21 protein-coding genes are annotated in these 22,977 nt (G+C 63.1%); 15 read left to right on the top strand and 6 right to left on the bottom strand.

The window, feature by feature from the left end; all coding sequences use genetic code 11:
• The first annotated feature begins 3 nt into the window (after positions 1-3).
• Positions 4-399 (top strand): RidA family protein, encoded by a 396-nt coding sequence (locus tag AC5ZGW_RS08075; RefSeq protein ID WP_208822005.1) that lies wholly within the window; start codon positions 4-6, stop codon positions 397-399.
• A gap of 203 nt (positions 400-602) precedes the next feature.
• Positions 603-1,844 (top strand): flavin-dependent oxidoreductase, encoded by a 1,242-nt coding sequence (locus tag AC5ZGW_RS08070; protein WP_130229951.1) that lies wholly within the window; start codon positions 603-605, stop codon positions 1,842-1,844.
• Between the two features lie 179 nt (positions 1,845-2,023).
• On the opposite strand, the gene AC5ZGW_RS08065 is transcribed toward AC5ZGW_RS08070, so the two are convergent.
• Both AC5ZGW_RS08065 and AC5ZGW_RS08060 read right to left on the bottom strand, forming a co-directional pair.
• Positions 2,024-2,476 carry a cupin domain-containing protein gene (locus tag AC5ZGW_RS08065; RefSeq protein ID WP_028165271.1) on the bottom strand — a complete coding sequence of 151 codons (453 nt, stop codon included), beginning with the start codon at positions 2,474-2,476 and terminating at the stop codon, positions 2,024-2,026.
• 16 nt (positions 2,477-2,492) lie between these two features.
• Entirely contained in the window at positions 2,493-3,659 is a 1,167-nt protein-coding gene (locus AC5ZGW_RS08060; RefSeq protein ID WP_130229949.1) for an ABC transporter substrate-binding protein, read from the bottom strand.
• A gap of 267 nt (positions 3,660-3,926) precedes the next feature.
• On the opposite strand from AC5ZGW_RS08060, the gene AC5ZGW_RS08055 reads away from it, so the two are divergent.
• The 3 genes from AC5ZGW_RS08055 (at position 3,927) to AC5ZGW_RS08045 (ending at position 7,012) form a co-directional block, all read left to right on the top strand.
• The gene (locus AC5ZGW_RS08055; RefSeq protein WP_028165273.1) at positions 3,927-4,421 is read left to right on the top strand and encodes a MarR family winged helix-turn-helix transcriptional regulator; all 495 of its coding nucleotides are present in this window, start codon (positions 3,927-3,929) and stop codon (positions 4,419-4,421) included.
• The gene (locus AC5ZGW_RS08050) at positions 4,418-5,239 is read left to right on the top strand and encodes an alpha/beta hydrolase (RefSeq protein ID WP_165435578.1); all 822 of its coding nucleotides are present in this window, start codon (positions 4,418-4,420) and stop codon (positions 5,237-5,239) included. The genes AC5ZGW_RS08055 and AC5ZGW_RS08050 overlap by 4 nt, the downstream gene beginning before the upstream one ends.
• A 129-nt stretch (positions 5,240-5,368) precedes the next feature.
• Complete coding sequence (locus AC5ZGW_RS08045) at positions 5,369-7,012, top strand: benzoate-CoA ligase family protein (RefSeq protein ID WP_130229947.1); 1,644 nt, start codon at positions 5,369-5,371, stop codon at positions 7,010-7,012.
• A gap of 11 nt (positions 7,013-7,023) precedes the next feature.
• Here AC5ZGW_RS08045 and AC5ZGW_RS08040 read toward each other — a convergent pair whose 3' ends face one another.
• Positions 7,024-7,926 (bottom strand): LysR family transcriptional regulator, encoded by a 903-nt coding sequence (locus AC5ZGW_RS08040; protein WP_130229945.1) that lies wholly within the window; start codon positions 7,924-7,926, stop codon positions 7,024-7,026.
• Between the two features lie 173 nt (positions 7,927-8,099).
• On the opposite strand from AC5ZGW_RS08040, the gene AC5ZGW_RS08035 reads away from it, so the two are divergent.
• The 9 genes from AC5ZGW_RS08035 to AC5ZGW_RS07995 all read left to right on the top strand — a co-directional run bounded on the left by AC5ZGW_RS08035 (position 8,100) and on the right by AC5ZGW_RS07995 (position 16,370).
• Positions 8,100-9,323 (top strand): amino acid ABC transporter substrate-binding protein, encoded by a 1,224-nt coding sequence (locus AC5ZGW_RS08035; protein ID WP_130229943.1) that lies wholly within the window; start codon positions 8,100-8,102, stop codon positions 9,321-9,323.
• A 122-nt stretch (positions 9,324-9,445) separates the two neighbouring features.
• Positions 9,446-10,312, top strand: coding sequence for a branched-chain amino acid ABC transporter permease (locus AC5ZGW_RS08030; protein ID WP_130229941.1), 867 nt, complete (start codon positions 9,446-9,448; stop codon positions 10,310-10,312).
• On the top strand, positions 10,309-11,244 hold the full coding sequence (locus tag AC5ZGW_RS08025) for a branched-chain amino acid ABC transporter permease (protein WP_130229939.1): 936 nt from the start codon (positions 10,309-10,311) through the stop codon (positions 11,242-11,244). The genes AC5ZGW_RS08030 and AC5ZGW_RS08025 overlap by 4 nt, the downstream gene beginning before the upstream one ends.
• Entirely contained in the window at positions 11,237-11,986 is a 750-nt protein-coding gene (locus AC5ZGW_RS08020; RefSeq protein ID WP_130229937.1) for an ABC transporter ATP-binding protein, read from the top strand. Before AC5ZGW_RS08025 ends, AC5ZGW_RS08020 begins: the two co-directional genes overlap by 8 nt.
• Positions 11,979-12,710, top strand: coding sequence for an ABC transporter ATP-binding protein (locus AC5ZGW_RS08015; protein WP_496113895.1), 732 nt, complete (start codon positions 11,979-11,981; stop codon positions 12,708-12,710). Before AC5ZGW_RS08020 ends, AC5ZGW_RS08015 begins: the two co-directional genes overlap by 8 nt.
• Positions 12,711-12,755: 45 nt before the next feature.
• The gene (gene cnbZ / locus AC5ZGW_RS08010) at positions 12,756-13,511 is read left to right on the top strand and encodes a 2-amino-5-chloromuconate deaminase CnbZ (protein ID WP_130229934.1); all 756 of its coding nucleotides are present in this window, start codon (positions 12,756-12,758) and stop codon (positions 13,509-13,511) included.
• A 326-nt stretch (positions 13,512-13,837) separates the two neighbouring features.
• The gene (locus AC5ZGW_RS08005) at positions 13,838-15,433 is read left to right on the top strand and encodes a flavin monoamine oxidase family protein (RefSeq protein WP_130226200.1); all 1,596 of its coding nucleotides are present in this window, start codon (positions 13,838-13,840) and stop codon (positions 15,431-15,433) included.
• Positions 15,430-15,855 (top strand): c-type cytochrome, encoded by a 426-nt coding sequence (locus AC5ZGW_RS08000; protein ID WP_165435239.1) that lies wholly within the window; start codon positions 15,430-15,432, stop codon positions 15,853-15,855. Before AC5ZGW_RS08005 ends, AC5ZGW_RS08000 begins: the two co-directional genes overlap by 4 nt.
• A 23-nt stretch (positions 15,856-15,878) precedes the next feature.
• Positions 15,879-16,370, top strand: a complete 492-nt coding sequence (locus AC5ZGW_RS07995; RefSeq protein ID WP_130226199.1) for a RidA family protein — start codon at positions 15,879-15,881, stop codon at positions 16,368-16,370.
• A gap of 16 nt (positions 16,371-16,386) precedes the next feature.
• Here AC5ZGW_RS07995 and AC5ZGW_RS07990 read toward each other — a convergent pair whose 3' ends face one another.
• From AC5ZGW_RS07990 to AC5ZGW_RS07980, 3 genes are all read right to left on the bottom strand, one after another.
• Positions 16,387-17,556, bottom strand: a complete 1,170-nt coding sequence (locus AC5ZGW_RS07990) for a PepSY-associated TM helix domain-containing protein (RefSeq protein WP_130226203.1) — start codon at positions 17,554-17,556, stop codon at positions 16,387-16,389.
• A 280-nt stretch (positions 17,557-17,836) separates the two neighbouring features.
• The gene (locus tag AC5ZGW_RS07985; RefSeq protein WP_130226198.1) at positions 17,837-18,865 is read right to left on the bottom strand and encodes an extracellular solute-binding protein; all 1,029 of its coding nucleotides are present in this window, start codon (positions 18,863-18,865) and stop codon (positions 17,837-17,839) included.
• 2 nt (positions 18,866-18,867) lie between these two features.
• Positions 18,868-21,177, bottom strand: coding sequence for a TonB-dependent siderophore receptor (locus AC5ZGW_RS07980; protein WP_165435240.1), 2,310 nt, complete (start codon positions 21,175-21,177; stop codon positions 18,868-18,870).
• Between the two features lie 335 nt (positions 21,178-21,512).
• Between AC5ZGW_RS07980 and AC5ZGW_RS07975 the strand changes: the two genes are divergently transcribed.
• Positions 21,513-22,940: a M20/M25/M40 family metallo-hydrolase gene (locus tag AC5ZGW_RS07975; RefSeq protein WP_130226196.1), complete on the top strand. Its 1,428-nt coding sequence runs from the start codon at positions 21,513-21,515 to the stop codon at positions 22,938-22,940.
• The last annotated feature ends 37 nt before the right edge of the window (positions 22,941-22,977 follow it).

Genomic DNA, 22,977 nt, shown 5'->3' with positions numbered 1-22,977 from the left:
CACATGATCGAACTCCTGCAGCCCGAAGGCTGGGCCCAGCCGGTCGGCTATGCCAATGGCGTTGCCGCGCGCGGCAAGATGATCCTTGTCGCCGGCCAGATCGGCTGGAACGCGCAATGCGTGTTCGAGACTGACGACCTCGTGGAGCAGATCGGGCAGACCCTGCGCAACGTCGTCGCGGTCGCCGCCAGCGGCGGCGCAAAGCCGGAGCATATCGTGTCGATGACCTGGTTCCTGCTCGACCGCCGCGAATATTCCTCCCGGTTGAAGGAGATCGGCGCCGTCTACCGCGACATCATGGGCCGCCGCTTCCCGGCGATGACGGCGGTCCAGGTCTCCGGCCTGATCGAGGATCGCGCCAAGGTCGAGATCCAGGCGATCGCGGTGGTTCCGGATTGAGGTGGTGAGAGCGTTAACCTAAGCGCGCTCCACCTCCAACAAACCCGCTTGCGACGCGGGCTTGGGCCATGCGACGCTGGTGCGTCGAGCGAATGCTTTCGTCATGGCAGGGCTCGTCCCGGCCATCCACGTCCTTGGTTCAGCGCGGACGGCGTGGATGCCCGGCGCAAGGCCGGGCATGACGTCGCGAGTGGAGTAGGGCGATGAAGGCGATTATCGTCGGCGGCGGGATTGGCGGGCTCACCACGGCGCTGATGCTGCGGGCCCGTGGCATTACTTGCGAATTGTTCGAGCAGGCGGAGACGATCCGCGAGCTCGGGGTCGGCATCAACACTTTGCCGCATGCAATCCGCGAACTCGCCGGGCTTGGCCTGCTTGACGCGCTCGACAAGGTCGCGATCCGGACCCATGAACTGTTCTACCTGACGCGCCATGGCCAGCAGGTCTGGCATGAGAAGCGCGGGCTGGACGCCGGCCACGACGTGCCGCAATTCTCCGTCCATCGCGGCCGTCTGCAGGGCGTCATCCATCAGGCTGTGGTCGAGCGGCTTGGCGGCGAGGCGATCCACACCGGCTGCCGGCTCGGCGCGTTCACGCAGGATGAAGGCGGCGTCACGGCCTATTTCTTCGATCGTGCGGGGGCACATATGCACACCGCTCGCGCTGATATCCTGATCGGCGCCGACGGCATCCACTCGAAAGTGCGCGAGACGCTGTTTCCGAACGAAGGCCCGCCGTGCTGGAACGGCCTGATGCTGTGGCGCGGAGCCGCCGACTGGCCCGCGTTCCTGACCGGCCGCTCGATGATCATCGCCGGGGGCCTGAACGCCAAGGCCGTGATCTATCCGATCGCGGAAGGCTCGAGCCCGGCCAGCCGTCTCACCAATTGGGCGGTGATGGTGCGGATCGGCGATGGCGCGTCACCGCCGCCGCGCCGCGAGGGCTGGTCGAATCTCGGCAGGCGGGAAGAGCTGATGCCGCATGTCACAGGCTTCTCGATCCCGCAGGTGGACTTTGCAGCGCTGGTCGGCGCCACGCCGGAATTCTGGGAGTATCCGTGCTGCGACCGCGATCCCTTGCCCTATTGGACGAGCGGGCGCGTCACCTTGCTCGGCGATGCCGCGCATCCGATGTATCCGGTCGGCTCCAACGGCGCCTCGCAGGCCATCCTCGATGCGCGGTGTCTCGCGGATGCGCTGGCGCGGTCGGAGCATCCACGTCAGGCGCTGGCCGCCTATGAACGCCAGCGCCTGCCGATGACTGCCGACATCGTCGCCTCCAACCGCCGCGGCGGGCCGGAGGGCGTGATCGATGCGGTCGAGCAGATCGCCCCGCAGGGGTTTACAGATATCGATACCATCCTCAGCTACGAGGCCCGCGAAGCAATCGTGCGCGGCTACGCCGCCAAGGCCGGCTTCGCCGCCCGCGTGGTGGCGCGGCAGTAGCTCGGTGCCCACCTCTCCCCAGCGGGGAGCGGTCGGATCGCATCGTCAGATGCGATCCGGGTGAGGGGGCGGTGTCCATGAGGGAGCGAAACCCCTCACCCGGCGCTTCGCGCCGACCTCTCCCTTCGGGAGAGGTGAAAAGCCACGCTCGCGTCGATTCGAGCAAATATCAGCCTGCGTTACGCCGGAGGCGGCGGCAGGAAGTGGATGTTGTACTCGGCCGCGAGCCGGACCACGTCATCCGGGTTCTGCTCCCGCATGTTGTGGATCGCCCAGAACAGGTCGTAGAGCCGGCGCGTCGGCGACACCCAGAACAGCGTCTTCGCCGCCTGCTGTGACTTGTTGAAGATGCCGTGCGGCTTGCCCATCGGCAGGCGCACGAGATCGCCTGGCGTCGCCGATTCATCGGCGCCGTCGAGCATGAAGTCGAGCTTGCCTTCGAGGATGTAGAGATATTCGTCCTGGTCGGGATGGATGTGCGGCGGCACGAAGGTGCCGGGCGGAAACGTCGCGTGCCAGGAGAACGAATGCTCGGTGCGGTTCTTCGGCACATAGGTCTGGCCGAGGATGTTCCAGGTGATGCCCTGCATGCCCTCGTTGGCGCGGGTGATGCCCGCGATCTCGTCGTTCATTGTTCCACTCCCTCGCTTACTTGCCTGAGCAATCCTTGGCGTAACGGTCGCCGTAATTCTCGAACACCTTTTGTACGATCTCGGTCTGGAACTTTCCATCAGGACGTTTGGCGACCTGGGTCAGATAGAAGTCCTGGATCGGATAGCCGTTGGCGTTGAACTTGAAGCTGCCGCGAAGCGAAACGAAATCGGCCTTCTTCAGCGCCGCCGCGACCGCCTCCTTGTTGGAGAGGTTGCCGTTCACCGCTTTCACAGCGCTGTCGATCAAGAGCGCCGCATCGTAGGCTTGCATGGCGTAGGTGCCGGGCACGCTCTGGTAGGCGGCTTCATAGGCCGCCACGAACTTCTTGTTCTGGGGATTGTCGAGGTTGGGCGCCCAGTTGGCGCCGCCGAACATGCCGACCGCCGCATCCTGCTGGGCCGGCAGCGTGGATTCATCGACCGTGAAGGCCGATAGCACGGGCACGGTGGCGCCGGCCTGCTTGTACTGCTTCACCAGATTGACGCCCATGCCGCCCGGCATGAAGGTGAACAGCGCATCCGGCTTCAGCGAGGAGATTCTTGTGAGCTCCGGCTGGAAGTCGAGCGTGTTGAGCGGCGTATAGGATTCATCGACGATCTCGCCCTTGTAGTCGAGCTTGAAGCCGGCCACCGAGTCGCGTCCGGCCTGATAGTTCGGTACCAGGAGATAGACGCGCTTGTAGCCGCGATCCTGCGCGACCTTGCCGAGGATCTCGTGCACCTGATCGTTCTGATAGGAGGTGACGTAGAAGAATGGGTTGCATTCCTTGCCGGCGTAGCTCGAGGGTCCGGCGTTGGGCGAGATCAGGAACGTCTTGTTCTCGGTCACGGGGCGATGGATCGCCTGCAGGATGTTGGAGAAGATCGGCCCGACCACGAAGTCGACCTTGTCGCGTTCCAGCAGCCCGCGCACCTTGGTCACCGCGCCATCCGGCTTGAGCTCGTCGTCGACATTCACGACCTCGACCTCGCGGCCCGCCATCTTGCCGCCGAGATCCTTGATCGCCAGCGCAAAACCGTCGCGCACCTGCTGGCCGAGCGCGGCAGCCGGGCCCGACGTCGTCACGATGACGCCGATCTTGATCTTCTCCTGCGCCAGCGCAGGTCCGGCAGCAAGGGCGAACAGCGCCGCCAGTCCTGCCAACTTCAATGCCCGTTTCATGGTCTGTCCCCGCGCCAACAAAGATCAAAATCCCGCGCCACAGCTTATTCTGACGACGGCAAGCGCCGCAAGCGAATGCCTCGCCGCGTCTCGACCGCCAGCGGATCGTATGCAAGCCCGCATGCAAGCGCCGCGCCAAATTGCTTGAAGCTTAAAGAGATCCCGCGATATCATGGAGCATCGCTCATTCAGCTTGCGATATGCCGCGAATTGCTTGAAGGTCAAAACGATCGGCTGCGATTGGCGCCGCGAAAGGCGTGACTACCCATGATGCTTGATTCCGAGACAAAAGCGGTCGAACTGCCGGAGGATCACGGCACCGAGCTTCGGCTCTGGCTTCGGCTCCTGACCTGCACCACACTGATCGAGGGCGAGGTGCGCAGCCGCCTTCGCGAGCGCTTCGACGTTACGTTGCCGCGCTTCGACCTGATGGCCCAGCTCGACAAGGTGCCTGATGGCATGACGCTGTCCGACCTCTCCAAGCGGATGATGGTGTCGAACGGCAATGTGACCGGTCTGGTCGAACGGCTGGTGGAATCCGGTCATCTCGACCGCCGCACCTCGGAGACCGATCGGCGCGTGCAGTTCATCCGGCTGACAAAGCTCGGCCGCGCCGAGTTCCGCAAGATGGCCGCCGAGCACGAGACCTGGATCGCCGATGTCTTCGCCGACCTCTCGCGCAAGGATATCAGCGAATTGATGCGGCTGCTCGCCAAGACAAAGGCGTCGGCGCAGCGATCGGCCAAAGCGCGGACGCCATGAGCGGCGTGGCTGGGGTCGACTACGAGGTCGAATACAACAACCGCGCGCGGGTACCGGAACATCCCGCGCTGATCGAAGGCTGGGCCAGGGACGCGGCCGCCTATCGCGCGCAGCATGCGCCGCGCCGCATCGCCTACGGCCCGGGCAATCGCCACACCATTGATTTGTTTGAAAGCAGCGAGGGGCCGATCGTCGTCTTCATCCACGGCGGCTATTGGCAGGCGCTCGACGGCTCCTTCTTCAGCCATTGCGCGCGCGGGCTCAATGCCCACGGAGTCACGGTTGCCGTGCCAAGCTACGATCTCTGTCCCACTGTCACCATTGCCGACATCATCAGCCAGATGCGAGATGCCTCGCGCGTATTGGCTCGGCTTGGCCGACCGCTGGTGGTGAGCGGCCATTCCGCGGGCGGGCATCTCGCCGCCTGCATGCTCGCGACCGATTGGCCGGCGCTCGATGCGTCGCTGCCGAAGCGGCCGGTCATATCCGCCTATTCGATCTCGGGCCTGTTCGAGCTCGCGCCGCTGGTCGAAACCTCGATCAACAAGGCATTGCGTCTGGATGCCGCGGCGGCCGAGGCTGCAAGTCCGCTGTTCTGGCGGCCGCCGGCCGGAACAGCGCTGGATGCGGTGGTCGGCGAAACCGAAAGCGCCGAATATCATCGGCAAAGCCGCACCATCGTCGAACAATGGGGCGCGGCCGGCGTTGCCACCCGCTTCGGCGTCGTCGCCGCTGCCAATCATTTCACCGCGATCGCGCCGCTCGCCGATCCGGACTCGGCGATGGTCACGCGCCTGCGCGAATTGGCGCAGGACTGAATTCTCCGAACCGCAAAATCGGCTCTTGCGTGAAATTGTTTTAAGTATAAAATTGTTGCCGGATACGCTGCCGGGCGTCCTCGATGTGTGATCGTGAGCATTCTTGCTGGAAAGCGAGGGGCGATGGATATGGCAGTTCTTGCACCGAAGCTGGGCCCTTCCGCCCATGTCGACACGTTCACGCGCGACAATCTTCCGCCATTCCATCAATGGCCGGACCTGCTGCTCGACCGGCCTGAATTTCAATATCCAGAATATCTCAATGCCGCGGTCGAACTGACCGACCGCATGGTAGAGAAAGGCTTTGGCGACCACACTGCGCTGATCGGCAACGGCCGCCAGCGCACCTACAAGGAATTGACCGACTGGTCCAACCGCCTTGCGCATGCGCTGGTCGAGAACTACGGGGTCAAGCCCGGCAACCGCGTGCTGATCCGCTCCGGCAACAATCCGGCCTTCGTCGCCGCCTGGCTCGCCGCGACCAAGGCCGGCGCCGTGGTCGTCAACACCATGCCGATGCTCCGCGCCGGCGAACTGGCGAAGATCGTCGATAAGGCCGAAATCTCGCTGGCGCTAACTGATAGCCGTATCGCCGACGAACTTGTCGCCTGTGCCAAGACCAGCAAATTCCTCAAGCAGGTCGTCAATTTCGACGGCACGCAGAATCACGACGCCGAGCTCGACCGCGTCGCATTGAGCAAGCCGGTGCGGTTCGACGCGGTCAAGACCGGCCGCGATGACGTGGCGCTATTAGGATTCACATCGGGCACGACCGGCGAGCCGAAGGCGACGATGCATTTCCACCGCGATCTCCTGATCGTCGCGGACGGCTATGCGAAGGAAGTGCTTGGGGTCACCGAGAACGACGTCTTTGTCGGCTCGCCGCCGCTGGCCTTCACGTTTGGCCTCGGCGGGCTTGCGATCTTTCCTTTGCGGTTCGGCGCCACCGCGACGCTGCTGGAAAACGCCGCGCCGAACCAGATGGTCGAGATCATCGAGACCTACAAGGCCACGATCTGCTTCACCGCGCCGACCGCCTACCGTGCGATGATGGCCGCGATGGACAACGGGGCCGATCTGTCATCGCTGCGCATCGCTGTTTCCGCCGGCGAGACGTTGCCGGCGCCGGTGTTCGAAAGCTGGACCAGGAAGACCGGCAAGCCGATTCTCGACGGCATCGGCAGCACGGAGATCCTGCACATCTTCATCACCAACCGGATCGGCGATGCCGTGGCGGGCACGACCGGACATCCGGTTTCCGGCTATGAGGCAAAGATCGTCGACGACGACATGAACGAGTTGCCGCCCGGCAAGGTCGGTAAACTCGCGGTGCGCGGCCCGACCGGGTGTCGCTATCTCGCGGACGCGCGCCAAACCAAATATGTGCGCGATGGCTGGAACCTGACCGGCGACGCGTTCGTGCGCGACGAGAATGGCAGGCTCTCCTTCGTCGCCCGCGCCGACGACATGATCATTTCTTCCGGCTACAACATCGCAGGTCCCGAGGTCGAGGCCGCGCTGCTGACACATCCAGATGTCGCGGAATGTGCGGTGGTCGGGCAGGTCGATGAAGAGCGCGGGCAGATCGTCTCGGCCTATGTCGTGCTGAAGCAGGGCTGCCGCTGCGATGAGTTGCAGGTCAAGCTCCTGCAGGATCACGTCAAGGCCAGGATCGCGCCGTACAAATATCCCCGCGCCATCAGCTTCGTCGATGCGCTGCCGAAAACGCAGACCGGCAAGATCCAGCGCTTCAAACTGCGCAAAGCGAGCTGAGCTCGGACAATTCAGTCCTGCTCTTCACGCATTCGGCCGATCAGGAGGTCGGCCACCAGCCGGCAGGACGGCGACAGGTTTCGGCTCGCCAGCCGGACCATGGTGACCTGCGTCGCCTCCAGCCGCTTGTCGCGTAGCGGCACGGCAACGAGCAGGCCCGCCTCCAGCGCCTGCACCGCGGCCACACGCGGCAAGAAGGTGGCGAGATCGGTGCGCGCGGCAAGCCTTTGTGCGAAGGCGAGCGAGTTGGTCTCGGTGCACACCTCGAGCCTGACCTTGGCCTGCGCGCAGGCGCGATCGACCTCCTGACGAATGCCGAAGGACGGATCGGGAACCACAACGCGTAGCCCTGCGAGTTCCTTCACCGTGCAGCTCGCCTTGTTCGCCAACGGATGGCGTGGCGAGACGATCAGGCACAGCGACTGCCGCATTCGCCCGAGCTCGATCAGGTCGCTGCGCGGCGCGCGGCCGAACACGAAGCCGAGGTCAGCATCGTTATGGCCAACCTTCTCGGCCACGTCGCGCGAGCCCACCATTGTCATCGAGATCGAGATGCCCGGATAGTCGCCGGCAAGGTCAACGGCGAAATTCGACAGGAAGCTCATCAGCATGCCCTCGACGGTGGCGATCCTGACCTGTCCACGCCGCGAGCTGTCGAATTCCTGCACCTTGACGCGAATGCCGTCGAGCTGATTGCGGTTCTCGACCGCGTAGCGGTACAGCAAATGGCCGGCGCCGGTGAGCTGCATCCCGCGCGGGCCGCGCTCGAACAGCTTTGCCGATAGCTCCTCCTCGATCGCCTGCATCTGCCGGCTGATCGCGCTCGGCGCGATCCGCAGCGTAGCAGCCGCTTGCTTGATCGAGCCGCATTGAGTGACCTCTCGGAAATATCGGATGGCGGCTGACTCGATCATGCGGCGTTCGTCCTCCTGTCGGTCTGCCTCCTGTCGGTCTGCCCAACAAGATGGCAGGCGCTGACCAGGGATCGAATTATTCGACCTCAGACCTCTAATTTCAATGCTTTTATTCGAATGCGGGATTTGCCATGATTTTTCCATTCGGTCTGGCCGCCATGGAGAAATATTCTATGAATAAGTCTTGGGTCACTCGTTGCGCGCGTCTTGCAACCCCAATATGGGCGGCAGCGGTTCTCTCCGGCGCGCTGGCTTCTAACGCGTCGGCCGAGGACGTCATCCGTTTCGGGGCCCCGCTGCCGATCACCGGCCCGCTCGCGCCTGAGGCGATCAAGCAGCAGCAGGGCTATGACCTCTGGGCCGAGGAGGCGAACAAGGCCGGCGGCATTTCCGTCGGCGGCAAGAAATACAAGGTCGAGATCGTCTACGCCGACTATCAGTCGAACACGCCGCGCGCGGTGCAGGCGACCGAGCAGATGATCACCCAGGGCAATGTCAACTTCATGTTCGGCGCCTTCGGCTCCGGCGCGGCCAAGGCGGCCAGCACCGTATCCGAGAAGTACAAGGTGCCGACGCTGGCGGCGACTGCATCCTCGGTCCAGGTCTACGACCAGGGCTACAAATATCTGTTCGGCACCTTCACGCCGAACGACACGCTGACGACACCGCTGACCCAGATCATCAAGGCCAAGGTGCCCGAGGTGAAGAAGGTCGCCATCCTCGCGCGCAACGACCTGTTCCCGCTCGCGATCGCGCAGGAGATGGAGAAGTCGGCGAAGGCGAACGGCTTCGACCTCGTCTATTTCGAGAAATATGCGATCGGCACGCTCGATCACTCGGCGACGCTGTCGCAGATCAAGTCGCTGGCGCCGCAATGGATCTTCGTCACCGGCTACATCAACGACCTGCTCCTGGTGCGCAAACAGATGGTCGACCAGGAGATGAAGGCGCCGGTCGTCACCATGATCGCCGGTCCCGCCTACCAGGAATTCATCGAGTCCGGTGGCAAGACCGCCGAGAACATCACCAGCGCCTCCTGGTGGCATCCGGCCGCGCGATATGAGGGCAAGGACATTTTCGGCGCGACCGAGAATTTCGTGAAGCTGTTCAAGGCCAAGTACAAGAGCGAGCCGGACTATGGCCAGGCGTCGGCGGCGTTGTGCGGCGCGCTGTTCCAGATGGCGATCGAAAAGGCCGGCTCGCTCGATCGCGACAAGGTACGCGATGAACTCGCCAAGCTCGACGTGGTGACTTTCTTCGGCCCCGTCAGGTTTGGTGCCAACGGCCAGATCAACTCGCTCGACCCGCCGGTCTTCCAGATCCAGAGCGCGAAGCCCGTGGTGCTGTTCCCGGAAGCCATCAAGCAGGGCGACCTCAAGGTTGGCGTCAACCGATGACCAACCGTCAGTGCGAGCGAAGCGAAGCAATCCATGTCTCCACAAGTAGAAAGAATGGATTGCTTCGTCGCTTCGCTCCTCGCAATGACGGCACTCTTGAGCTGATCGGTTAGGGCACCCTCATGCACGCAGCCCAGATCCTGGTGAACGCCGTCGTTCTCGGCTGCCTTTATGCCTGCATCGCGATCGGCTTCTCGCTGGTCTGGGGCGTGCTCAACGTCATCAACCTGATCCACGGCTCCTTCATCGTGCTCGGCGCTTATCTCGCCTACGGGCTCTACAACGCGCTGCACATCTCGCCCTGGTACTCGGTCGCGGTCGCTGCGCCGCTGTTCTTCGTGCTCGGCTACCTCCTGCAGCGGCTGTTGCTCAACCGCGTGATCACCGCCCCCGTGCTGGTGACGCTGACGATGACGTTCGGGCTCGACCTGATCCTGAACAACGCGATGATCTATTTCTTCAAGGCTGATTACCGCAAGCTGACGCTGACGCCGTCGCTCGGCTCGGTGTCGATCTTCGATGTGGTGGTTCCGGTCGATCGTCTGATCGCGACGGTCTCCGCGCTGGCGCTGACCGGATTGCTCTATCTCCTGCTGCGACACTCGCGCGTCGGGCGCGCCATTGTCGCGGTGCGGCTCGACCGCGACGCGGCGGTGTTGATGGGCGTCGACGTCAAGTCGATCTACGCGGTTGCGTTCGGCCTCGGCGCAGCACTCGCCGGCTGCGCCGGCGTGCTGATGGCGCTGATCTTTCCGATCTCGCCGTTGACCTCGTCGGGCTATCTCGGAAAAGCCTTCGTGGTCTGCGTGCTCGGCGGCCTCGGCAGCGTCTCGGGCGCGCTCGCGGGCGGGCTGCTGCTGGCGCTGGTCGAAGGGATCGGCTCGACCTTCTTCGGTCCGGCCCATGCGACCACGCTGTCCTTCATCCTGCTCATCGTCTTCCTGATCCTGCGCCCGCAGGGGCTCCTTGGCCGGAAGGGTTTTGAATGACGAAGTCGAATATCGCTCTGCTTGTCCTGCTCGCGGTCGTCGCATCGCTGCCGCTGTTTGGCGGCGCCTATGCGCTGCGGCTCGGCACCATCGCCTGCATGTATGCGATCCTCGCGCTGTCCTGGAACGTGGTCGGCGGCTTTGCCGGCTATCCCTCGTTTGCGACCGCCGCCTTCTTCGGCTTCGGCGCCTACACCACGGGCGTGCTGCTGGGCAAGGGATTGCCGCTCTGGCTTGGCGTCGTCATCTCCGCGGTCGCCGCCTTGTTGATCACGGCGGCACTTGGCGCGGCTCTGCTGCGCCTGCGCGGACATTACTTTGCGATCGCAAGCCTCTCGCTGGTCGAGGTGCTGCGCGAGCTCATCAATAATGCCACCGATCTCACCGGCGGCGGCATGGGCCTCAACATCCCCCTGGTGTCCGGCTCCGGCGTGCTCGCGGAAGCGGTGTTTTTCTTTTACGCGATGTGGATCCTGCTGCTGCTCACCGCGCTGATGGTGATGGCCGTCGCTGGCTCGAAGCTCGGCTTCGGGCTCGCCTGCATCCGCCAGAACGAGACCGCCTCCAGCATGGTCGGCCTCAACACCACGCTTTACAAGAGCATCGCCTTCGGCCTGTCGGCCTGTTTCGTCAGTGCCGCCGGCGGCGTCTATGCCGCCTGGGTGCACTATATCGATCCGTCCGACGTCTTCGACATCCTCTATTCGGTGAAACCGATCGTGATGGCGCTGATGGGCGGCCTCGGCTCGCCGCTCGGCGTTGCCTGCGGCGCATTCCTCTATCTCGGATTAGAGGAGGTGGTCTGGCGCAACTACATCCAGATCCACACCGGCGTGCTCGGGCTGATCATCGTCCTCTTGCTGCTGTTCCTGCCGCATGGCCTGATCTCATTGCGGCCATCCAACCTTTGGCGACGGGTCAAGCATGTCTGAGATCCTTCGCCTCGAGAACGTATCAAGGCATTTCAGCGGCCTGCAGGCGCTGCGCGACGTCACGCTCACCGTCAACAGAGGCGAGGTGCTCGGCCTGATCGGACCCAACGGCGCCGGCAAGACCACGCTGGTCAACACCATCTGCGGCGTCACGCCGGCCAATTCGGGGAAGATCGCTTTCGACGGCAATGACATTACGCGCATCAAGACCTATCAGGCGGCGCGGCTCGGCCTGTCGCGCACCTTCCAGATCGTGCAGCCATTTGCCGAATTCACCGCGCTCGATAATGTCGCCGCCGCCGCGCTGTTCTCGCAACCGGGTCAAAGCCTGAAGGTGGCGCGCGAGCAGGCAATGGCCCATCTGGTCTATGTCGGCCTCGAGTTGCAGGCCAATCACCCTGCTGCGACGCTGACGCTCGCCATGCGCAAGCGGCTGGAGCTTGCGAAAGCGCTCGCGATGAATCCGAAACTGCTGTTTCTCGACGAGGTCAATGCCGGTCTCAACAGCGCCGAGGTCGAGCGCGCGACCAAGCTGATCCATGAGCTTGCCGCCAGCGGCATCACCATCGTGATGATCGAGCACCTGATGAAGGTGGTGCTCAATGTCTGCACCCGCATCGCGGTGCTGCACAACGGTGCGCTGATCGCCGATGGCGCGCCGCGCGAGGTGATCGAGAATCCCGCTGTTGTCGAGGCCTATCTCGGCCAGCAATATGCCAAACGGAATGCCGCCCGTGGCTAGCTCCCTGATCCTCGAACTGAAAGGGCTGTGCGCCGGCTATGGCGAGATCCAGGTGCTGTGGGGCATCGATCTCGACGTTCGCCGCGGCGAGATCACCGCGTTGATCGGCTCCAACGGCGCCGGCAAGACCACGCTGATGCGGGCATTGTCGGGCCTGATCCCGACCACGGCGGGCAGTTATTTCTCGGAAGGCCGCGATCTCACCGGCGACACCGCCGCCGGGATCCTTGCTCACGGCATCGTGCATGTGCCGGAGGGGAGGCGGCTGTTCGGCGCGATGAGTGTCGAGGAGAACCTGCTGATGGGCGCCTATTTGCGCGACGCCGGCCGCGCCGAGATCAATCGCGACCTCGATCAGGTCTATGCCACGTTCCCGAAGCTGCGCGAGCGGCGACGGCAGGCGGCGGCGACCTTGTCCGGCGGCGAGCAGCAGATGTGCGCGATCGGCCGCGGCCTGATGAGCGCGCCGCTGCTGTTGATGATCGACGAGCTTTCGCTCGGGCTTTCGCCCTTGCTGGTCGAGCAGCTCGTGGCGGCGCTGCGCGAGCTCAACGCTGGCGGCACGTCGATCCTGCTGGTGGAGCAGGACGTCACCATCGCGCTCGATCTCTGCGACCGCGCCTTTGTCATGGACATGGGACGTATCGTGCGCAGCGGTTCGGGAAGCGAACTGCTCGCCGATCGGATCGTCCGCGATGCCTATCTCGGCGTTCTCCACGAATGACCGAACCCGGGCTTTTCTAGCCCCTTTACGTTGCAAAGAGGTGTCATGATTACGACCATCGAGGTTCAAGACGGCGGTTATCGCTTCATGCCGGGCGTCAGCCAGTATTCCTGCGGCATCGGCGCGCTACCCGGTTTCACCATCGAGCGCGTCCGTTTTGCCGATCCGGTGCCGCTGAAGGCGGCCTTTGCACGGATCGCCGAAATTCTCAAAGGTGCCGGCCGTCCGCTGACGGCGTTCGGCGCCTGCGAATTGCGCTCGCCCGCGCCGTTCACCGAAGAGGGCTTTCGCGCCTTCAACGAGATCTACATCAAGACTTTGATCGAATGGGGCGTCATGAAGGACGGCGTCAATCCGGTGGCGCGCAGCAATGTGTGCCCGAAGATCGATCCGCCGTCCGAGCCTTGCTTCCACGCCTTTTCCTATGCGGTACCGGCGCCGCAGGCTGCGCCGTCCTTCGTCGTCGCCGGTAGCGGCGAATCGGCCGAAGGCAAGGCGAACTATCGCGATCACATCATCAGCCCGGGCGACGTCAGTCCGTCGGGCATGCTCGCCAAGGCAAAATGGGTGCTGGATGAGATGGAACGCCGCATGAGCGCGTTTGGCGGCACCTGGAAACAGACCACCGGCGTGCAGCTTTACACCGTGCAGGACGTCTATTCGATCCTCGAAAGCGAGCTCGGCCGCCGTGGCGTGTTCAGGAACGGCCTGACCTGGCATTTCAACCGCCCGCCGGTGGTTGGTCTCGACTACGAGATGGATTGCCGCTGCGTTCACATCGAAAAGGTGATCGCGGTGTGATGGCTTAGGTCGAACCGATTGAGGTTCTTCTCCCTCTCCCCGTTCTTACGGGGAGAGGGGTTGGGGTGAGGGGCTCTCTCCGCAAATATAGTGACAGACGGACTCGCGGAAGCTCCCCCTCACCCGAAATTCAAGCTTCGCTTGAATTTCGACCTCTCCCCGCACGCGGGGCGAGGTACAGCGGAGCTCCCCGCCCGATCTTGCATCACCGCGCCAACTCGCATCAAAAGCGCGTGTTGGCGCGTGTTCAACCAAGCCGCTTCCTTGACAGGTGAGGAGCCAATCGTTTCCTTTGCTGCTCTCGATCTGGCCCGGCTGGGACGTCAATGCAAAGCGAAGCGGCAGTCATCAGGCGGCGTGATCTTTTCTCGTTGATCGGCGCGATGGCCGGCAGCGCGGCGATGTATCACGCGATGACCAGCCTGGGCTTTGCCTCCGAGTCGACTTACAAGGGGCCGGTGAGGCTCGAAGGCGACCCGAAGGGCGCATCCGTCCTGATCCTCGGCGCGGGACTTGGCGGCATGAGCGCGGCGCTGGAGTTGCGCAAGGCGGGCTACAAGGTCCAGATCCTCGAATTCAACAACAGGGCAGGCGGCCGCAACTGGACGTTGCGCGGCGGCGACACGTTCGTCGAACTCGGCGGCTACAAGCAGACCTGCGAATTCGATCACGGTCTCTACATCAACCCGGGCCCGTGGCGGATTCCCTACCACCATCGTGCATTGCTCGATTATTGCAGGCGGCTCGGGGTTGCGCTCGAACCCTTCATTCAGTTGAACCACAATGCTTATCTCCACGCCTCGCGAGCGTTCGGCGGCGAGCCGCAAAAAATCCGCGCGATCAAGGCGGATTTCCAGGGCCAGGTTTCCGAACTGCTCGCGAAAGTGACCCAGCAGGGCAAGCTCGACGAAGCGGTGTCCAAGGAAGATCAGGAGATCCTGCTGCAGGCGCTGCGCTCCTGGGGCGCACTCGATTCCGACTACAGGTACAATGCCAATCTCCTCTCGGCCGAGTTCCGCGGCTATGCGCGCGAGCCCGGCGGGGGCTTGAGCTCCGCGCCGCTGCCGAGCGATCCCGTCACCTTGTCGGATCTCTTGCGATCACGCGTCTGGCGCTACTTGCAGAGTTTTGCGCGCTACAATTTCCAGACCACGATGTTCCAGCCGGTCGGCGGCATGGACATGATCGGCAAGGCCTTTGCAAAAGAGGTCGGCGACCTCATCCGCTATAACGCCAAGGTGACGCAGATCCAGCAGAACGACCGTGGCGTCACGGTGAGCTATGTCGACACGACAAATCCGTCGACGGTGCTGCACGCAAAAGCGGATTGGTGCATCTGCACGATCCCGTTGTCGATCCTGAGCCAGATCCCGATCGACGTCGGCAGCCGCATGGAGGCCGCGATCGACGCCGTTTCCTATGCCGGCGCGGTCAAGATCGGCCTGCAGTTCAAGCGCCGCTTCTGGGAGGAAGACGAGGCGATCTATGGCGGCATCACCTATACCGACCTGCCGATCCGGCAGATCGCCTATCCCAATGAAGGCTTCAATCGCGCCGGACGCGGCGTGCTGCTCGGCGCCTATCTGTTCGAGGGTGCGAATGCCTATGAGTTCACCGCGATGACGCCGGCAGAACGGATCGCAAGCGCCGTCGAGTTCGGTTCCATGATCCATCCGCAATACAAACAGGAGTTCGAGAACGGCGTTGCGGTCGCCTGGCACCGCGTGCCCTTCACTCTCGGCTGCAGCGGCGAATGGACCGACGAGGGCAGGGTGAAGCACTACAAGAACCTGTGCCAGATCGACGGTCGGATCGTGCTGGCCGGCGAGCATGCATCCGATCTGCCGGCCTGGCAGGAGGGGGCGATCCTGTCTTCGCTCGACGCCATTGCGCGATTGCACGAGCGGGTGGTGAAAACATGAGGCCGACGAAAGCCCATTTCGTTGCGCCAGGGGCAGGCGCCGTACTGCTCGCGTTCCTCCCTGCGGCCGCGGACTTCGCGCAGGACAACCCCGCCACGCGCCCGACCTTCAGCTCGGGCTACCGCTTCGTCGAAATGACCGGCGAGGAATTGTTCGCCAATGTCTGCCAGGGCTGCCACATGCCCGATGCCTCGGGTGCCGCCGGCGCCGGGGCCTATCCCTCGCTGATCGCCAACCGGAATCTTGCGACCTCCAGCTATGCCGTCCATCTCGTCGTCAACGGCCGGCGCGGCATGCCGGCCTTCGGCGACATGATGACCGATGGTCAAGTCGCCGCGGTTGTGAATTATCTCAGGACGCATTTCGGCAACAGCTATACGGATACGGTGACGGCCAGGGAAGTCGCAGAAGCGCGCCGCTGAAGCGCTGTTAAACGGGGGATCAGATGAAATTTCGCACGATGCCGCTAATAGTCTTGCTCTCGGCGATGGCTTCCGCGTCCGCGCAGGCCGAGATCGTCCGGCATCCAATTCCCAATTCGAATTTTCCGATCGCGCAATCGGTGCAGGTCACCGGCAACGCCACGATCTATTATGTCAGTGGCCAGGTGCCGCCGGTGATCAACAAGGACGCCGATCCTTCGAGCCGGGACGCCTATGGCGACACCAAGACCCAGACCGTCGGCGTGCTCAACCGGATCAAGGGCATCCTTGACGGGCTCGGCCTCGGCATGGGCGACGTCATCAAAATGCAGGTGTTCCTGGTGCACAGCCCGAACGCGCCGATGGACTTCAAGGCCTTCATGGAAGGCTATACCCAGTTCTTCGGCGGCAGCCAGCCGAACCTGCCGGCGCGCTCAGTGGTCGGCGTCGCCTCGCTTGCCAATCCTGGCTTCCTGGTCGAGATCGAGGTGGTTGCGGCGAAGGACACTAAGTAATTCACGGCTGGGCGATTCACTCGCCCGGAACAAGGCTCCCGAGCGGCGGCCGCGAGAGACGCCGGTGCCTTCGCCGCGAAAGATGCAGCAAAAGGCCGGTGACCACGAACAGCGGCATCAGCGCGGCGGCGAGCATGAATAGCAGCTTGCCCGGCCAGCCAAAGATGCTGCCGCGATGAATATCCAAGACGCTCGAAAGCATCCGCTCGCCGACGGGCTTGTCCGCGTAAATCTCCGATGACACTAGCCGGCCAGTGATGGCGTCGATGCGGAATTCATCGCGCGCGCCTGGATGCGACGCATCGCGCGCCCAGGACCGCACCCGCACGACAGTGCCTGCATCAGGCGGCGCGAGTAGCGCCGTCGCGAAGCGGCCGCCCTGTTCGTGCAGGAATGTCGACCATACGCGATCGAGCGCAACCGGTTTGGTCTCTGCTGCGCTGACATCTCGCGCCGGCTTGGGCTTCATCGGTGCGGCAGCAGTCGAAGGACGCGACAGCAGCCAGGTGGCGCCGCTCTTGTACCAGTCGAACGAATACCACAGACCGGTGAGCACCATCACGAGGTAGATCGGCAGCACCCAGGTTCCAACGACGGCATGGAGCGACCTGTGGAAGCCGCGGCCGCGCAATGCCAGGTTCGGCTTCAGCCACATCTTCACGCTGCGAGCGCGATGGGGCCATCGCAGCACGATCCCGGAGATCAGCATTGCGATCACGCCGATGGCAGCCACGCCTGTGATCGGCCGGCCATAGCCCTTGGCATCGCCCGGCAACAGCAGCCAGCGATGCAGCCTGCGGACGGTGGCGAAAAACTCCTCTCCGCGCGGCGAGCCGAGCACACGCCCATCATAGGGATCGACATAGATCGAGGAAGGCCGCGAGCCATCCGCGCTGCGGGCAAATCGGATCCGCACCGCCGCGGACGGGTCACTGGCCATCGTCACGGACGCAACTTTGCCAGAGTCGGGATTGGCCTGCAGTCGCGCGATCAACTGGTCCGGCGTCAGCGTCGGAACTGCGCGAGCCTCGACCCGCGTGATCGCCGTATTCAGGCTGGCCTGGATTTCATCCTCGAAGCTCATGATCGCGCCTGACATCCCGACCATGGCCAGCACCAGCGAAAGCGCAAGGCCAATGACGGAGTGGACCTGCAACAGGGCGGTCTTGATCGAGTACTTGCTCATAAATTGGAAGGAACTGGTGGCGGGATCAGCGTCGAAATCGGCGAAGGCCTGGTGATCACCGCCCACTCAACAGCGTTATCGGAACGATACCGAAAAGATATTCATCCCGCCACCCAAGCAAGGCTTACACAGTTTGTAATAGTTCTATGTTGTGTGCCGACGCGAGATTGAGCACGCACGACAATGTTTGCCGCGAAGAATAATGTCGTGTTCGCGCGCTGTATGACAATTTTGTTTTCACCTTCCGATCCGGCGGTCGCGGCGTTTTCGGCCAGGGCGCTCACTCGTCGAAGTCGACTTTCTTGACCAGAGCAACCGCAGCCTGCTGATGCGCAGCAATGCGATCGATCGGCACCGCATCGGGGCTGAACGATCCGATTTCCTCGAGGATCGGATCGCGGTCCGCCGAGGCGAGCACGGGATATTCCAGTTCGGCCGCCGCATAGATTCGCTGTGCCGCCGGCGTCACAAGGAACTCGATGAATTTCAGCGCGGCGGCCATGTGGGGCGCATGCTTCGCAATGGCTGCGCCCGTCAGATTGACATGGCTGTCGCCTCCCTTGAACGTCGTCGGGACGGCCTTGACGGTTCGGGCCCATCCGCGCCAGTCGTCGCCTTCCCGCCCGTCCCGCAATTGCGCCAGTGCCACGGTATTGGCGATGCCGATCTCGCACGTTCCTTGTGCGATCTCTCGGATCACGTCATTGTCCTTGCCAGCCGGCTGGTGGACCAAATTATTCTTCAGGCCCTTGAGCCAGGCCTCTGTCGGTCCTTCTCCGTGATGAACGAGGAAGGCCGCGATCAGTGCGATGTTGTTCTGATGCAGCGGCGAGCGCATGCACAGTTTGCCGCGCCATTTCGGATCGGCGAGGTCTTCATAGGCGATTGCGGCGAGCGGGCTGTCCCCGCGCACCATTACGACGCGTGGTCGGATGGAGAGGCCGATCCATTGCGAGGACCCGCCACGCAGGTTCGGCGGCGCGGCTCGCTCGAGCAGCGGCGATGCAAAAGCCTGCGTCAACCCCTGGTTTGAGAGCTGGGTGGTCTTGTCCAGTCCGATCGTGATCAGCACGTCCGCCGGCGACGCATCACCTTCCGACGTCAGGCGCTTGACCAGGCTGTCTTCAACAAAGACAGGATTGACCTTGATGCCGCTGGTTTCCGTGAAAGCTGATATCACCTGCTCGATCAGATTTATCTCTCTGGTCGAGTAAAGCGTGATCTCATCGGCGCGGCCTGCCGCCGTGTCGGCAACGAAGGCGGAGGCCAGCGCAACCAGTAGCCCGGCGACTTTCCGCGCGATGCTCATGCCTAAAACTTGACCGTTGCCGACAGCGAGACACGGCGTGCGTCGCCGAGAGCAACGGCCAGGTTGCTCACGGCCGACGGATAGTAGACGGTGTCGAACAGGTTCTTGACGTTCAGTTGGTAGATGACCGGCAGATTGTCGTATTTGGTCTCATAGCTCGCGAATACGTCCGCGACGACATAGGACGGCAGCACGAAGGTGTTCGCCGCGTCGCCAGGCCGGTCGCCGACATAATGCGCTCCGCCGCCCAGCCGGAGCCGGCCCGGAAGGGCGGTGCCGAAGTCGTAGACCAGGTAAAGCGAAGCCGTGTTCAGGGCGACATTCTGCAGCGCCATGCCGGCCAGCGTCGGATCTTCGATCACCCGCGCGTCGGTGTAGCCATAGCTCCCGATCATGCTCCAGTTGTCGGTCAGCCTTCCGGTGACGTCGATTTCGATGCCGCGTGAGCGGACCTTGCCGGCGGTGCGAAATTCGACGATTCCCGTGGCGCTGTTGAGCTGCGATACCAGCACGTTCTTCTTGTCGATATCGTACAACGCCACCGTTCCCGAGAGCCGCTTGTTGATGTCGAACTTGGCGCCGGTCTCCCATGAGACGCCCTCTTCGGGCGCGACATTGGAGCCGATCACCACGCCGCCGGTGAGCGGCGCGATGGTCGAGGTCGGCTTCAGCGATTGCGTATAGCTTGCGTAAAGGGACAGCTCGTCGGTGAGCTTGAGGATGGCACCGCCGAGCGGGAGCGCCTTGTCTCCGGACAGATCGGTATTGGCTTTGAACGGGCGTCCGCGCCCCGCCAATTGGTCGAAATCCATGTAGCGCACGCCGGCGACCACTGCGACCCGATCCGTGACATGCAACGTGTCCTGGAAGAACAGGGAGTATTGGCCAAGCTTGTCGGTCTGGTCGCTATCGCTGGCGGAGACCGTCGTGCCCGGGAAGACCAGCCCATAGACCGGATCGTAGAAATTGAACGAGGGGGTCGCGTGCCGGATCAGGTTCTTGCGGTAGATCGTGCGATATTGGCCATCGCCGCCGAACAGCACATCGTTGCGCATGCCGCCGATCCAGAAGCCACCCTGCAGGTAGGACGTCCCGTAGCTCACATTGCTGAGCGAACCCTGTGTGCCGTCATTGCTGCGCGTCTCGATGCCGGTTCTGGCATTGACGCCGGTGATGCGGAGCTGGTTGGCGCTGAATGTCTCGGTGTTGTAGCTGTAGGACGCGTAGAGCTTCCAGTCCTCGTTCAGCCGTTGCTCGACCGAGCCCTGCACCAAATCGGATGTGCCCCACATATTGTTGAAGGGCTCGTCGAGCCGGCGCGTCGCGGGAATGGCCAATGGCGCCTTGGTGATTGGATCGAATGCCGTGCCGCGATCGAACGGGTAGATGAAATCGCGATGCTCGTAGTTGAGCTGCACCGTCGTCGTGTCGCCGTACCACGCCAGTGACGGCGCAAGCAGCGTTTCGCGGTGCCGCCCGAAATTGCGCCAATAGTCCTCATTGACGCCATAGCCGATGAAGCGATAGGCGAGACCGCCCTGGCCGATCGGCCCGGTGATGTCGAAGGTCGCATCGGCGCCGTTCTTGCCGTTGCCGTAGGTCGAGCCGAGCACGGTGATCGATCCGTGCTGATAGAGGTCCGGGCGCTTGCTGATCGTGTTGACGATGCCGCCGGGATCCATGATGCCGTACAGCAGCGATGCGGGTCCCTTCAGCACCTCGACGCTTTCGATGGCGGGGTTGAGGCTGCGGCCCTGGACCAGCGGCATGCCGTTGCGCATGATCGAGCCGTCGCGATTGTCGCCGAATCCGCGCCTGATGACGGCATCCTGGGTGCCGGCGAGCGTATTGGTCTGGGTGATGCCGCTGACATTGACCAGGGCGTCGTCGATATTGCGCGGCAGTTGATCCTTCAGCACCTGCTCGGGCACGACGTTGACGACTTGCGAGGTGTCAAGCGGCGAAGCGCCGGTGCGCAGCGTGGTCGAACTGGGCATGGCGCGATAGCCGAGCTTGGCTTGGTACAGCGCCGCCGCTGCCGCCGCGGCGCGCTCGGACGGCGTAGGCTCCGCAGGCGTCACATTTCGATTACGTTGAGGCGCCGCCGCTGCCTGGGTCCGACGCGCGGAGGGGGCCGCCGGGCGCGCCGGCTTGCGCTTCTGCGTTGGCGACTCCACTGTCACAGCCGGCAAGGTCACGCTCGATTGTGCCCGTGCGATCGTCACGGAAGAGGAGCAACCAGCCAGCAAGGCGGCGGTGCCGATGAAAAAATGCGCGCGGCTGACGCCGGCTCGGTTTGGATGGTCTCCCACGAGACGGCAAACAGCACTGACTTTCACTTCGATTCACTTCCAGGACGAAATTAGCGCGGTGCCTTTAGCAGCCGCTGCGAACAGAAAGAACAGCGCTGGAATTGAATCGCTCTAAGAACGTACTTCGCACGAATGATTTGCAGATCCGTCAGGCGATACAGCGAATGCCTCTCGCCGCATCGAGCAGCTTCTTCAATTTGTAGCGAAGGAGCAGTGGAATGCTTGACAGTTGACTCCGAATAGGCCTCGCCGCCATCAGGCCTTGCATCTTGCAAAACCTCAGCGTCCCTGTCTGAATGTCGCACAACTGGGGCGAGTGGAATCGGAGACCCGAGATGGTTGAAAACGTCAGACCAAGGCTTTCAATCCTGCTGTCGACCGTACTTGCAGCGGCTCTGCTGGGAAGTCCTGCAGCCGCTGCGGAAGGGCTGAGCCCGGAGCGGCAGTTCGCGCGCGACATCTACCAGGAGCTGATCGAGATCGACACCGTCACCGCGACTGGCGACACCGCCAAGGCTGCGGAGGCGATGGCGGCCCGGTTGCGCGCCGCCGGCTTTCCGGATAGCGACGTGCAGGTGTTCTCGCCGGCACAGCGCAAGGGGAATCTGGTGGCACGGCTGCGCGGCAGCGGCGCGCGCAAGCCGATCCTCCTGCTCGCTCACATCGACGTGGTCCCGGCCAATCGCGAGGACTGGTCGGTCGATCCGTTCAAGCTGACCGAGCAGGACGGCTATTTCTATGCCCGCGGCAGCGGCGACGACAAATACATGGCCGCGGCCTTCGTCACCAACCTCATCAGATACAAGAAAGAGGGCTACAAGCCAGACCGCGATATCATCCTGGCGCTGGAAACGGATGAAGAAATCCTGGACGCCAACGGGCTCGGCATCCAATGGCTCTTGAAGAATCACCGCGACCTGATCGATGCTGAATTCGCGCTTAACGAAGGCGGCGGTGTCGGCCTGAAGGACGGCAAGCCGATCCGGAACACCGTGCAGACTTCCGAAAAAGTCTCGCTGAGCTACCTGCTCGAAGTCAAGAACAGGGGTGGCCACAGCTCGGTACCGGTCAAGGACAACGCGATCTATCGCCTCGCCGAGGGACTGGTTCGCCTCTCGAAGTTCAGTTTCCCGATCAACCTGAACGAGACCACCCGGGCGTATTTCGAGCGCACGGCACAGTTCGAGAGCGAGCAGACGGCGTCTGACATCCGCGCCGTGCTGTCGGACAAGCCCGACCCCGCTGCGATGTCGTTTGTCCGGCTTGCGGCCAATCCTGCCTATAACGCCCAGCTCCGCACCACCTGCGTCGCGACGATGCTCGAGGGAGGACATGCCGTGAACGCGTTGCCGCAGCTTGCGACCGCCAAGGTGAACTGCCGCATCATGCCGGGCGAGCCGGTCGACGGTGTCAAGGCGACGCTGGAGCGCGTGCTTGCGGACGATCAAATCCAGGTCACTCAAATGGGCCAGCCCGTGTTGAGCGCGCCGTCGGCCCTGCACGAGGAGATCATGGGCGCAATCGATAAACTGTCGCACGAATTCTGGCCGACGGCGGCGGTGATCCCGACCATGAGCACCGGCGCCACCGACGGGAGCTATCTGCGCAACGCGGGAATCCCGACCTACGGCCATTCCGGCCTTGCCGCCGATATCAGCGACATCCGCGCCCACGGCAAGGATGAACGGATTCTGGTGAAATCATTCTACGAAGGCGAGGACTATCTCTATCGCCTGGTGAAGACGCTCGCCGGCGGAACGTGAACGCTGCCACCCGTCATTGCGAGGAGCGACAGCGACG

The organism is Bradyrhizobium sp. Crot121 (assembly GCF_059512385.1).
The sequence above is the reverse complement of the archived record's forward strand: the minus strand, read 5'-3'. Positions and strand labels throughout refer to the sequence as shown.

What these genes read in the sequence shown, in the direction of transcription:
- AC5ZGW_RS08050 (WP_165435578.1), top strand. Translation starts at nt 4,418, where the DNA reads ATGAGCGGCGTGGCTGGGGTCGACTACGAGGTCGAATACAACAACCGC.
- AC5ZGW_RS08035 (WP_130229943.1), top strand. Translation starts at nt 8,100, where the DNA reads ATGAATAAGTCTTGGGTCACTCGTTGCGCGCGTCTTGCAACCCCAATA.
- AC5ZGW_RS08065 (WP_028165271.1), bottom strand. Translation starts at nt 2,476, where the DNA reads ATGAACGACGAGATCGCGGGCATCACCCGCGCCAACGAGGGCATGCAG.
- AC5ZGW_RS07990 (WP_130226203.1), bottom strand. Translation starts at nt 17,556, where the DNA reads ATGAGCAAGTACTCGATCAAGACCGCCCTGTTGCAGGTCCACTCCGTC.
- AC5ZGW_RS08030 (WP_130229941.1), top strand. Translation starts at nt 9,446, where the DNA reads ATGCACGCAGCCCAGATCCTGGTGAACGCCGTCGTTCTCGGCTGCCTT.
- AC5ZGW_RS08075 (WP_208822005.1), top strand. Translation starts at nt 4, where the DNA reads ATGATCGAACTCCTGCAGCCCGAAGGCTGGGCCCAGCCGGTCGGCTAT.
- AC5ZGW_RS08055 (WP_028165273.1), top strand. Translation starts at nt 3,927, where the DNA reads ATGATGCTTGATTCCGAGACAAAAGCGGTCGAACTGCCGGAGGATCAC.
- cnbZ (WP_130229934.1), top strand. Translation starts at nt 12,756, where the DNA reads ATGATTACGACCATCGAGGTTCAAGACGGCGGTTATCGCTTCATGCCG.
- AC5ZGW_RS08040 (WP_130229945.1), bottom strand. Translation starts at nt 7,926, where the DNA reads ATGATCGAGTCAGCCGCCATCCGATATTTCCGAGAGGTCACTCAATGC.
- AC5ZGW_RS07995 (WP_130226199.1), top strand. Translation starts at nt 15,879, where the DNA reads ATGAAATTTCGCACGATGCCGCTAATAGTCTTGCTCTCGGCGATGGCT.
- AC5ZGW_RS08045 (WP_130229947.1), top strand. Translation starts at nt 5,369, where the DNA reads ATGGCAGTTCTTGCACCGAAGCTGGGCCCTTCCGCCCATGTCGACACG.
- AC5ZGW_RS08060 (WP_130229949.1), bottom strand. Translation starts at nt 3,659, where the DNA reads ATGAAACGGGCATTGAAGTTGGCAGGACTGGCGGCGCTGTTCGCCCTT.
- AC5ZGW_RS07975 (WP_130226196.1), top strand. Translation starts at nt 21,513, where the DNA reads ATGGTTGAAAACGTCAGACCAAGGCTTTCAATCCTGCTGTCGACCGTA.
- AC5ZGW_RS08005 (WP_130226200.1), top strand. Translation starts at nt 13,838, where the DNA reads ATGCAAAGCGAAGCGGCAGTCATCAGGCGGCGTGATCTTTTCTCGTTG.
- AC5ZGW_RS08020 (WP_130229937.1), top strand. Translation starts at nt 11,237, where the DNA reads ATGTCTGAGATCCTTCGCCTCGAGAACGTATCAAGGCATTTCAGCGGC.
- AC5ZGW_RS08025 (WP_130229939.1), top strand. Translation starts at nt 10,309, where the DNA reads ATGACGAAGTCGAATATCGCTCTGCTTGTCCTGCTCGCGGTCGTCGCA.
- AC5ZGW_RS08000 (WP_165435239.1), top strand. Translation starts at nt 15,430, where the DNA reads ATGAGGCCGACGAAAGCCCATTTCGTTGCGCCAGGGGCAGGCGCCGTA.
- AC5ZGW_RS07985 (WP_130226198.1), bottom strand. Translation starts at nt 18,865, where the DNA reads ATGAGCATCGCGCGGAAAGTCGCCGGGCTACTGGTTGCGCTGGCCTCC.
- AC5ZGW_RS08070 (WP_130229951.1), top strand. Translation starts at nt 603, where the DNA reads ATGAAGGCGATTATCGTCGGCGGCGGGATTGGCGGGCTCACCACGGCG.